This is a genomic window from Mycoplasmopsis adleri, assembly GCF_045276205.1.
GTDB classification, from domain to species: domain Bacteria; phylum Bacillota_I; class Bacilli_A; order Mycoplasmatales; family Metamycoplasmataceae; genus Mycoplasmopsis; species Mycoplasmopsis adleri.
Genome location: NZ_CP174162.1, coordinates 615,559 through 627,971, shown reverse-complemented (window position 1 = coordinate 627,971; position 12,413 = coordinate 615,559). Strand labels below are relative to the sequence as shown.

The following is a 12,413-nucleotide window of genomic DNA, read 5'->3' as shown; positions in this document are numbered from 1 at the left end:
TCCTCCTTTTATTTTAATTAGATTAATTTTGTTAAAACTCTTAATTTAGCACTACGACTACGTTTATTAGCTTCTTCTTCCTGTTTGCTAGGATTAATAACTTTCACACTATAATCCTTTACTTCATTAACAGGCATTTTTGATGGTAATTTGTTTTTAATTAAATTACCAAAAAAGTTTTTGATAATTCTATCTTCTAAAGAGTGAAAAGATATAATGGCTAACGACGAGTCTTTTTTTAATAATTTAATAGCTTGACTTAGCATACTTTGAATAGAATCAAATTCATGATTTACTTCGATTCTAATAGCTTGGAAAACTGCCTTACATGGATTTTTTAATTTCACAAGTTTAGCAGGATAAGCATTCCTAATGACATCAGTTAATTCTAAAGTCGAATGAATAGGACGGTTTTGAATGATGGCCTTCGCAACTTGTTTTGCAAGCTTTACCTCAGCGTAATTATTCATGATCCTAATCAAGTCAGCTTCTTGATAATTGTTAATGACATAGTCAGCATCAAGTTCTTGACTTTGATCCATTCTCATATCTAGTCTAGCGTCTTTGTTGTAACTAAAACCACGTTCAGTGTTATCTACTTGTGGGCTTGAAATTCCTAAATCAGCGATGATACCATCAACTTGGTGAATATTTATTTTGGCTAATTCACTTGTTATATTTTGAAAGTCAGAATGAATTAAATAAAAATTCGAATTGATTTTTGATAGACGTTTGCGACTTTCTTCTATCGCAAAAGCATCTTTGTCGAAACCAATTAATTTCCCAGTTGTAAGGTGTTTTAAAATTAAGCTACTATGACCACCCATGCCTAAAGTTAAATCAACGTAAATACCGTCAGGTTTAATTTTTAAAGCATCGATTGTTTCATTTAATAAAACTGGAATGTGTTCATTCTTCATTTTATTTTTCGCTTAATTTTAAAGCTGCTTCTTCAAGTTTTTCATCAGTTACACTAGACAAGTAGTTTTCATATTCATCAGCAGCTCATAATTCAATGAGATTACCCACTCCAATTAAAACTACTTCTTTTTGGATATTGGCTTTAAGCAAGAATTGTTTTGGAATAATAAAACGTGATTGAGAGTCTAATTCAATTTCTTGAGTATTTCCAAGTCATGCTCTTTGGAGCATTCTAGCATTTGTGCTAAATTGACTTTGACTAAGAAGTTTTTCAGCGAATATGTTGTATTCAGCTTCACTTCTTAATTCAATCACTCCGCTTAGTCCGATGGTCATATAGAATTTCGAACCTAAACTGTCCCGCAGTTTCGCTGGTATCGCAACTCTATTTTTTTCATCAACATTCCGATTAAAAGTTCCGTACATTCCACTTTCCTCCACTATCCACCACTATTATACATTTTATTAAATGAATAATGAAACAAAAAGGCACTAAAAATCATAAAATTTTTGTATTTTTTATGGCTATGTGAAAATGTTCCACAAGGCAAAAAAATGAAAAAGTGAACTTTCGACTTGTTTACGGTCTAAAAGCTCACTTTTTGGCTAATTTTTTGACTAAAATTTTGTTTCACATTATTTTTGGAAATTTTTAAGGGTGTGAAAGTGGGGAAAAATTACTTATTTAATTCTCCTAAAACGTCAGTAACATCTTCAACTTTACCGATCAAAGTTAATAAATCACCTTTTACTAAAGTTGTTAAACCACTAGGGAGAATATTTTGGGCTCCTCTTTTAATTAAAACGACACTTACACCTTTATCATACAAACGAATATCCTTAATAATTTTACCTTCGTACTTAATATTATTAAGTACAGTCGTTCCCATTACGAACCCGCCACCGATTTCTTGAAGGTTTTGACTAAAGTTAATAAAGTTGTGGTTTGAAGCAATTAAAGCAGTACGAACACCAGCTTCATATTCAGGTTGAATAATTGTACTAACTCCAATTTGTTTTAAAACACGAGCATGTCTTTTAGTTTGTGCTCTAACAATAATATTTTTAACTCCAAGTTCTAATAAAGCAGCTACGATTTCAATGTTGTCAGGTACAGCAACAACTACTGTATCCATTTCTTGAATATTTAAAGCTTTTAAGCTTTTCATATTAGCGGCATCAGCTACAACGATTTTTTGAGCTACATCAATGAACTCGTTAAGTAGTTCTTCATTCTTATCGATGACCAATAATGATTTATTCATTTTAGCAAGTTGGTTAATAACGGCTGAGCCAAATCTTCCGGCTCCAATAATACAGATGTCTTGACTTTGTTTTTTCATTTTATCTCCTTATTATTTAATTATATAGTATTACCACACTTTTGAATTAAACGCCAAAAGTGTTCAATTACTATTTTTTGCTATATATAATATAATGGTATATTATAGTATGATAATCTCATATTTAATAAAGAAAGACATTTTATGAAATCGAACAAAATATCACGTTGATGAAGAAATAGTAAAATAGGTACCTTTTTTAGAAAGCTTTGAGCTTGAACTAAAAACGGTACGAAGGTTAAATATATACTATTAACATATTTAATAGTTGTTATAATTTTCACATTATTTTTAAATAGTTCAATCACACATAATTTAACCTATACCAAAGATCATAAAATAAGCTTTTGAGACGCCTTTTTCACAGTGTGCTCCGCTTTTAGTGATACCGGTTTAGTATCGCATCCAACTTATATCGCATGGAATATGTTTGGACAGGCTATCATAGCGTTTTGTATCTTAATAGGTGGACTTGGAATTTTCGCTTTAAAAATCTTTTTAATTAATGTTATCTTCTTAAGAGGAAGAACAAGCTTAAGTGATGTCGAGCTTGTAGCCCACGAAAGAGGAAATAGCGACTTTTTCAAAACTAAAAAAATGATTGTCGATTCGATTATCTTCTTATTAACTTTATTATTAATCTCAAGTTTCGGTTTAACATTCTACTTTTATTATGTAACGCCTGGAGCTACTAATGGTAGTCAATTCATTGATTTATTATCAGGCAAACAAGTTACAAATGAATTTATTAGTCCTCAACATAATTGAGACTTAGCCTTTAGATATGGTTTCTTCCATTCAATTAGTGCTTTAAATAATGCTGGTTTTGATATTATTGGAAATAATTCATTATTACCATATTACTCAAATTATGGATTACAAGTTATCTTTATCGTTTTATTTGTAATTGGTGGAATTGGTTATCCTGTTATTCATGACTTCTTTAATTTCATTAGAACAAAAAGTAAGAATAAAGATAAACATTATACCTGAAGCTTATTTACAAAAATCTCTGTTTCAACTTATTTAATTACAACCGTTTTAGGTTTTACCTTCTTAGCTAGCTTTGAAGCAGCCGCTAAACAAAATGTATTCTTAAATACCGATATCAATTATGATCTTTATGGTAATAAAGCACAAAGAGTTTGAGCCTTATTCTTTACAACTCTTTCAACAAGAAGTGCTGGTTTCTCATCGTTTAACTTGCACGATTTAACTCAACCATCATTATGAGTTTTAAGTATCTTAATGTTTATAGGTGCAGCACCTGCATCTACTGGTGGTGGTATTAGAACTACAACAACTGGTATCTTATTCTTAACTATTATTAGTAAAATCTTTAACCGTCCGAGTGTTAGAGCATTTAGAAGAAGAATCGATAGTGAAACAGTTAAAATGAGTACAATCGTTTCAACTATTAGTATTGTGATTGTGTTATTAGTTGGTTTTATCTGTATGTCAAGTTTAAGTACATTTGGTGGTAAAGTTGAAGCTGAAACCTTTGGATCAACTCAAATCTTCTTTGAAGCTTTCAGTGCTTTCGGTACTACTGGTTTATCAACTGGAATTACTTCTAATTTAAATATAGCATCAATGATTGCTTTAAGTGTTTTAATGTTCATTGGTCAATTTGGTATTAGCAGTAGCGTTCTTATTTGAACAAGTAAAAAGAATTACGCATACAAATATGAATACATTTCAGAATCAGTTGCTATTGGTTAGAAAGGAGCATATTTATGAATGAAAACAAACAAGATGAAAAACTAGCAAAATTTGCTTCTTATTCACAAAATAAAAAATTCTTATATCCAATTTTCTTTCTTGGAGTAATAATGCTTTTATTTATTTTAGTAGCCTCAATTGTGCTATTAATATTATGAAAGTGAAACACAATAATAATTGTTTTTACAGCATTAATTGGTGTGTGCTTTGTACTTTGAATGGTATTTGTTGGACCGCTTTTACAGCTTTTAAATTTATCATTTATTCTTTATAGAGGATTACAAAAAGAAAAGAATGTTTGAAAAAGTAGACAACCATATTTATGAGTAATTAAATTCGATATTGCTGTCGCTACCTATGCTTTTAATATGATAAATAAAAATGAACTTTGATTTAACAAAGAAGACAAAAATTATCTATTTAGATTGCTCAGTAGTTATTCAGATGATTATAGCATCTATGAAGATTCTCTTTCAGAAGCTGAAAAAGAAAACGAAAAAGAAATCAAACATCTTGAAGCAAAACTTAAACGCGAAAACAATGAATATGATTATTCTAAGGATCAAACAAAGAAGCCATAAATAATATATATATGTACGAAATTTCTCTTTGAGAAATTTTTATTTTTACTTTTTCGTCTAATTTATAGGCAAATAAGGAAAATAGGTATTTGCAGAGAATACAATCAAATGTACAAACAGTGCGCGATATTTATCTAAATTTTCAATAATAATGCTAAGAAATTAAGCAAATGAATATAGAGAAAGGTATTAAGCAATACTACTAGGATTAAGTATAATAATTAATTAAATATAATATGAAACTCCTAAGTATTTTTTCAAAAAACACCTATTTTATAGTACTATTCGTCAAAAAACTAATAAATTTTGATAAAAAACAGGCAAAAATATTAGTATTTTAGTGTTTTTATATATAATACATATATTAATTTTCCTTATTGGGTTAATTTAAAGGTTTTTTCCCTGAGTTTCCAAGTTGGAGCTCTTTTTTATTACTTTTTTCAGTGTTATTTATATATAAATAAAAAAAAGTTATTTTTTTACATAATTACATTGTAATTTGTGGTATAATAAAGATATGAAAAAAGACAAATGACTATTAATTTCAAGAAAAAATAAGAACTCTACTTACTTATCTTTAGCACTTTCAGGAGGATTTGGCAAAGGTTATAAGAAATCTATCGGTATCGGTACAGTTGAAAAATGAGAAAAATATTGTTCTGATCCAGTAGAAAAAATTAAAAAACTATCTCAAAACTACAATACTGATTGAGATAGAAATATGATAATTAGACAATTAGAGTTAGATATAAGCAAGGTTAAAATTGAAACAAAACAGTTCAATTATGGATATGATTTGTTATACAGTTTCTTAGAAAAATTAAATCCTTTTAAAGATGCTAAAGTATCAAAATCCAAGTATTTAAATGATTTATTAAAATATATGATTTCAAATAGAATTGTAAATCCGGGTAGCATGCTTTCATCCTTTAAAAATAAAGACAAATTCAATATAAATTTAGAAGTTGAAAAGACGACATTTTATAATACTTTAGACTATTTAGCTGAAAATAAAAATAACATTTTAAAGAGTGTTAACGATACATTGATCAAAGATAAAAATAGAAAAATAGATATTATTTGATACGACTCTTCAACGGTATATTTTGAAAGTTTTGTAAGAGAAGGATTGAGATATCCAGGTTATTCTAAAGATGGAAAATTCAAAGAAGATCAAATTGTTTTAGGTTTAGCAACAGATGAAAACGGCATTCCAATTCACTATAAATTATTCAAAGGGAACACTGCTGATGCATCAACATTTATTAATTTTATTTTGGATTTAAAATCACAATATGAATTAAACAAAGTAACACTCATTGCTGATAGAGGAATGAGTACAAATAGAAACATAAGATTCTTAGAAGATAACGATATTGATTACATTTTATCTTATAGATTAAAAGCGGCTTCAAATGACCGAAAGACCTTTGCAATAGATGAATCCGGCTATTTTGGAGACAATAATTTTAAATATAAAGAAACTACTTTTTATTCGTTTTGAAAGAATAGAAGAGCAAACGGACACAAGAGAAGATTGGTAGTAACATATAGTAAAAAAAGAGCATTAAAAGATAAAAATGATAGACAAATTTTAATCGATAATTTTATTAAAAGACAAGATAAAGACGGACTAGTTCATGATCAAGTAATGTTCGGTCAAAAGAAATTTAAATTCTTCGAAAAAGTTGGTGGTAAAGGTTATTACAAACTTAACTATGACAAAATTATCGAAGATGAAAAGTTTGACGGATATTATGCTTATGAAACCTCTAGATTTGATTTATCACCTGAAGAAATTGTGAATTTATATTCAAAACAATGACAAATAGAATCAAACTTTAGAGCTTTAAAAAGTGCTTTAGCTGTAAGACCTATTTATGTATGAAGTGAAAAGCATATTGAAGGTCATTTCGTACTTTGCTTCTTATCTCTTGTTTTATTAAATTTTGTTATTTATTATTTAAACAAAGGTTTGAAAGAACTCGGTGTTGTAGATGAAAAAATCACAATCAAAAAATTACAAGATGTAATAAAAGAAACAATCAAAACATGCAAGATTATTGACGGAAAAATTGAAAGTGAAGAATATATTATTAACGACAACAATAATCAAGCAATTCAAGATTATCAAACATATTTAAGAATTTTAAATGAATTAAAATTTTAAATTATTAAAAACAGCTCATCAAACAGATGAGTTGTTAAAAATTACATTGTAAAAGTTGGAAACTCGGGAAAAACTAATAAATTTTGATAAAAAACAGGCAAAAATATTAGTATTTTAGTGTTTTTATATATAATACATATATTAATTTTCCTTATTGGGTTAATTTAAAGGTTTTTTCAATTTTAATCCATTTACTTGCCCGGCTTTAATTTAGATTTTCTTATATATTAATATTAATATGAATATAAATTAAAATATATTAAAAAAGTCTTTAAAGTGATTTTTCAACAAAAGCGGAAAATCATTTTTTTCACTTATTTCACTTTTTTTACTATAAAACAATGTTTTTTGTGAAAAAGGATTTTTGAAGATATATTAAGATTTATATTAATATATAAACAAGCAACATATATACCAATGAGCCAAAAACATATTTATTTATCAACTTCGCGGATAGTTGCTTAACAAGGAGAAACACAATGAAAAGATTAACTCTTCTATACGATAGTAAAAATGAAGAATATCCATGAGTGTTAAAACACCCCAAAGTAAAAGCTAATTTAGCTCGTTTTAAAACTCGTAAAGATGCTGTTAATTGATACTTATCTTTTGATTGAGAAAGTTACATTTGATTCCAAAATAACAAAGGTATTTTTGGAGGTCAATTAGCATGTATCGAAAATGAACAAGGCACAAAGAAGTACATGATGTGCATTCCTAAAGTATCCGGTTTCGATGGTGAAGAAAAATATGCTGACATCTGTTCAGAATTTAAAATTCACCCAGCCCTTATGACTAGACACTTTTACCAAGATACAATTGATGAGGAATTAAAGAATCTTGACTACATTCAAGAATCAGATCCTCAAACATATTTCCCTGCTGATTTAGAAATGAAGAAAAAAGGCAAAAGCTCATATCTTGACCTTGTTTCTATTAAAGCAGACTTGGAACAAAAGATTGAACAATTACAATCTGAAAAGAACATTGCAGACGAAACAATTTCAAAACTTAAGGACGAATTAAGTCAAGAAAAAATGAACTTCGAAGAAATCAACTGACAAATTGAAGTTCTTAAAAATCGTAATGCTGCAAGTGATTCACAACAAATTGACGTCTCTACTACAGAAACACAAACAGAAGAACCTGTTGTTGTAACTAAAGTAACAGAAGTTAAGGAAGAAGTTCAACCAGCTCCTGCTGAAGAAGTTAAAGAAACTACAGAAGCTGCTGAACCAGCACCTGCTGAAGAAACTCAACCAGATTACACTGAACCTGCGCCAGAACCAGTTCAAGAACAAATCCCAACCCAATCACAATTGGCATACCCTGCACAACAACTACAAGGAGCAACAAACTATTATTCACAACATCCTTACAAAACACAAGAATATTACGCTCCTGCTGTTGTACAACAAAATTACCCTGCTGTTAATACACAACAAATGGGATACATGCAACCATATGCTTCAACAAGTAGTATGTTTGCTTACACAGAACAATATGTTGATCCAGCTGTTAAAAGAGAAAAAATTAAAAACGCATTTATTATAGTTATTTTATGCATTATTATGATAGCTTCATTAGTAGTTATTGGTTACTCAATCGCTGCTTTAGCTTCAATACTCTAATTAGGAGGTCTTTATTATGAAAAACAAAAAAATAGGTTATCTAGGAATTTCAACAGCCATTTTAGGTACAGCTGCTGTAGCATTAGGTGTATCAGCCGCTGTTATTCAACAACAAGATAAAAGAAAATGAGAAGATGGTGTTGCTAGTTTAAAAAATCAAATTACTGAATTAAAAGCTAAACAAAAGACTTTTGAAGAAGAATATTTAAAGAGTCATGACTCTTTAGAAAAATCAATTCAAAGCTACACAAGCTCATCAACAGCAATTAAAGAACAATTAAACTCAATTCTTGAAAATGTTGACAATAGATATGCGATTTTTAATTCATTAATTACTAATACAATCAATGGCTATGAAAGACTTTTAAAAACTCAAGACAAGTATTCATATAAAACTAATGCATGAAATAAGAAAACTCCTCAACACAAACAATTGGAACAACTTTCAGTATGACCAACTGAAGAAAAAATTAATAGTGCAACCACAGATCAAGCAATTGAAGACCTTGCTAGACAAATGAAAAATATTTACAAAATGAACGATTTTAACTTCGATAAATATGTTAAATCGTCAGATATTTCATTAATTATTCTAGAAGGATTCATTAGAAATTACTACTTGGGTAACTTCTTTATGTCTTTAGCTAGCAAGGAAGAACTTAAAGAAATTCCAAATTACTCAACTATAGAAAGTAAAGCTAATGCTGTTAGAACTATTTTTGACGAAACAAATGCAGATAGAAACTTTTCTGACTTAACTAACAAAGCGTCAAAAGACAAACCAAGTTTTGACATTAGCAAAATGAAAATGGATCTTATCCAATTTCAAAACAAAGTTTATGAATTAGGAGACAATGGTACCTTTATCCAAAAAGCTATTATTGAAGCTATTAAATTCATTAACAGCAGTGCTAACAAAAGAGGTAAAGAAGTTAATGATAAAGATAAAGTATTTAAATGATTTGCTGCTAACACAAGTAATACTGCCATTACATCTACCCAAAAAATGTTAAATACTTCAATTCAAAGCATTAAAAATGCTTCAATTACAGATGAAGATATTACAAACATTCTTAACCAATTCGTACAAAACTGAACAAATGGTGAAGAAAACAGAACTGGTAAAGATTTATTAGAAAATTCTAAGAAAATTTTTGAGTCTCTAACTACATCACTTCAAACAATGTTCTCATCATTTGAAAGACTTAATTCATCATCAAGAACATTAGGCGAATTATTATATAAAGAAATTCAAAGTATTAAAACTAATATTAATATTATTAATGAAGTGTTGCTTAATGCAAAAACCTCAAAAATTAATGCTGCTATAACTAAAGAACCTAACTTCTTAGTTGATAATCACGAATGATTTGGTAAAACTGTTAAAAATGTTACAGAAATGAAAAACATTTTAAATAGTAGTGCATTTAAGATAAATGAAAAATTACCATTAGCAACAATATTAAATGCTGCTAATGAAATTGCATCTGAATCATCAAAAACATCAATTACTTCTCTTTACAATGAATTTATTAGCAACATTAAAGAAGAATTTAAAGATCTTTATGCTACATATACTGAAAAATGAGCAAACGGTACTGGCTCAGGATGAGTAAATGGTGAACAATGAGGCGAAAATCCTGATGAAAAACCTGTAGCATTTATGGATACAAAAGAAATTAAAGCTTTAAGCTCTGATATTGTAAATCCAGCTGATGTTATAAATACAAATATTGAAGCGATCGCTAAAATCACTGGAAATAGTGAAGAAGAAGAAAGATCAACACTTGAAGAAATTTCTAAATCAATTAATACATATGTAAATACAATTACCAAAATGAACGAATTGTATCCTAAATATAAAGAATACTACATTACACAATTTGGAGCATTTTTAAACAAAGCTAAAGCAATTTATGATAATGCTGTTCAATCAGCAAGTATCAAGAGTTTTGAACAATACAATGTTAAAGTTGCATTATCAAACTTATGACAACGTGTATTTGAATCATTTAGAAACACAGGAAACATTTCATTAGACTCTTTATCATGAGATTCTGAACTCCAAAACAAGAAAATTAGTTATTTAGAATTCGTTAAAAAATACATTGATGAAATTAGTAAATCATTAAATTCTATCGCTACTGCCAGAGCAATTAATTTTGATACTGATGAAGCTTTCCTTGCTAAAGATAGTGTTAAAAAATTAATTGATACAACAAACGAAGAATTATTTAAGAAAAGCAAAGTTTCAGAAACTATTAACTCTTTTGCGAAAGTTACTGATTTTGAAATCCCTGCAATGGATTCAATTACAGGCTTATCAAAAGTATTTGATAAACTTGCAAAATATGTTTCAAGTTTATATGATATAGTACAAAATAAATATACATATAGTAAGAATGTAGCTGGTGCACCAGTATCTATAGTTAATGGTGGTGAATACAAGAGATGAGTTTTGCCAAAACCTGCTGAAGGTGAAAAATTCATTCTTAACTACAACAAAAAACTTATCGCATTAAATAAGAGAACATTCTTAGATAAAGTTCAAGCTAAAAAATATGAAACTCAAACTAATGAAGAAAAACAAAAAATCATTGAAGAATTTGGATTTTTAGACGAAGTTGATTCAAATGGTAAAAGTTTATTTGATATTTTCTACAATTTAATTAAAGATGAAAATAAATTTAGTAAATATAATCAAGAAATTATTTTGAATAAACTTGATAAAGCAAACAACGAAGATTTAGCTAATGATTTTGAACAATTAATACCATTAACAAATCAAGTATATGCTTCAATGCATGATATGTTCTTATTCATTCAATATATGAACCACGCTAGATATGATCGTCAAAATTATGCCTTAAGTAAAGAAGTCTTTAATTTTGCTGGTGATGAACCTTCGATAGGTAAACCTTGAGCAATTAATTGATACCCAGATCAAAAAGGACCAGGTACAACTCCAGTAACATATTGATTAAAATATGGAATACCATACAAATTTGCTTTCAATGGTCAAGTTGCTGATTGACAACCATCAGTTAATTTCTCAATCTTTGAGAAAGATAAAACATCTGGAGAATGATTGCGTTATGAAAAAATATTAAATAGCTTATATTTAGATAACAACAGTTGTGACATAAGAAATAATGTGGGTAAAATCCAAGCACCTGATGTTAATTTAACTAAATATAAATACAAATTCGATTTCGATCACTTTAAAAAAGAAAATCCAAGCTTGTTCTTTGGTTTTGATCAATATTCTAAATTATTATATTGAACACCAACTAAATATTTCGATGTAGAACATGATTTTCAAGTACTAGAATTAGACTCTGAAAACAAAGTAAATAGAAAAATTACATTTAAATCTACATTCTTCGATATGGTATGGGATTTTTCATCAGATGTTAAAGATAAAATTACATATGATGCTTATTCACTATTTACATATTTAGTAACTCATACATATAACTACATTAATCGAGAAGGAATAAATGTAAATATTGCTCAAGACTTTCGTAGTTTCCTTAATAACGACAATTTAACAATAAATTGAAAAGGTCGAGCATGAATGAATGAAGATAATGAAGGAAAAGAAGATGGAGATACAATCGTTAAAAAAGTTGATGTATTGGGGAGACCTAAATGACACTTTGCAGATGATGCGCCATATTGTTATCGTTTTGAACTCCCACTTAGAGCAAAAATAAAATCAAACTATATTGACGGTAAACCTAATGATGTATTTGATTTAACTGCTACATCTATTTTCGAATTTGATGGTTTGGGATTATCTTTATTACTTTATCATTCTGATCCATTAAAACAAACTCCATTTAAACTTGATAATCCATTCAATAATAATGAATTATATGAATATCCATTCTTCAATTCAAAAAATAGAGATTCATATGTTATTAATTACAAATATGTAGATCCAACAGGTTTAAAAGATAAATAATGTATTTGCACATCGAAACAACACAATATTTTTAAAAAATAAAAAATCTAACAAATACTTAATTCAAAAAAGGAAAAA

At 28.2% G+C, this 12,413-nt stretch carries 8 protein-coding genes; 5 read left to right on the top strand and 3 right to left on the bottom strand.

Translation table 4 applies throughout. From position 1 onward, the window contains the following. Positions 1-17: 17 nt before the first annotated feature. The 3 genes from rsmH to ACJA22_RS02685 all read right to left on the bottom strand — a co-directional run bounded on the left by rsmH (position 18) and on the right by ACJA22_RS02685 (position 2,264). A complete protein-coding gene (rsmH, locus tag ACJA22_RS02695; protein ID WP_406616743.1) occupies positions 18-920 on the bottom strand; it encodes a 16S rRNA (cytosine(1402)-N(4))-methyltransferase RsmH in 903 nt (300 codons plus the stop codon). A 1-nt stretch (position 921) separates the two neighbouring features. Continuing rightward, positions 922-1,347: a division/cell wall cluster transcriptional repressor MraZ gene (mraZ, locus tag ACJA22_RS02690; RefSeq protein ID WP_406616742.1), complete on the bottom strand. Its 426-nt coding sequence runs from the start codon at positions 1,345-1,347 to the stop codon at positions 922-924. 251 nt (positions 1,348-1,598) lie between these two features. Beyond that, the gene (locus ACJA22_RS02685; RefSeq protein WP_406616741.1) at positions 1,599-2,264 is read right to left on the bottom strand and encodes a potassium channel family protein; all 666 of its coding nucleotides are present in this window, start codon (positions 2,262-2,264) and stop codon (positions 1,599-1,601) included. A 144-nt stretch (positions 2,265-2,408) separates the two neighbouring features. Between ACJA22_RS02685 and ACJA22_RS02680 the strand changes: the two genes are divergently transcribed. The 5 genes from ACJA22_RS02680 (at position 2,409) to ACJA22_RS02660 (ending at position 12,335) form a co-directional block, all read left to right on the top strand. After that, positions 2,409-3,986 carry a potassium transporter TrkG gene (locus ACJA22_RS02680; RefSeq protein WP_406616740.1) on the top strand — a complete coding sequence of 526 codons (1,578 nt, stop codon included), beginning with the start codon at positions 2,409-2,411 and terminating at the stop codon, positions 3,984-3,986. 14 nt (positions 3,987-4,000) lie between these two features. After that, positions 4,001-4,567 carry an MAG0130/MAG3770 family membrane protein gene (locus ACJA22_RS02675; protein ID WP_406616739.1) on the top strand — a complete coding sequence of 189 codons (567 nt, stop codon included), beginning with the start codon at positions 4,001-4,003 and terminating at the stop codon, positions 4,565-4,567. A gap of 517 nt (positions 4,568-5,084) precedes the next feature. Then, positions 5,085-6,737 (top strand): IS1634 family transposase, encoded by a 1,653-nt coding sequence (locus tag ACJA22_RS02670; protein WP_406616738.1) that lies wholly within the window; start codon positions 5,085-5,087, stop codon positions 6,735-6,737. A 479-nt stretch (positions 6,738-7,216) separates the two neighbouring features. Next, positions 7,217-8,368, top strand: coding sequence for an MAG3090 family protein (locus ACJA22_RS02665; RefSeq protein ID WP_406616737.1), 1,152 nt, complete (start codon positions 7,217-7,219; stop codon positions 8,366-8,368). Between the two features lie 16 nt (positions 8,369-8,384). Then, positions 8,385-12,335 (top strand): hypothetical protein, encoded by a 3,951-nt coding sequence (locus ACJA22_RS02660; protein WP_406616736.1) that lies wholly within the window; start codon positions 8,385-8,387, stop codon positions 12,333-12,335. Positions 12,336-12,413 lie beyond the last annotated feature (78 nt).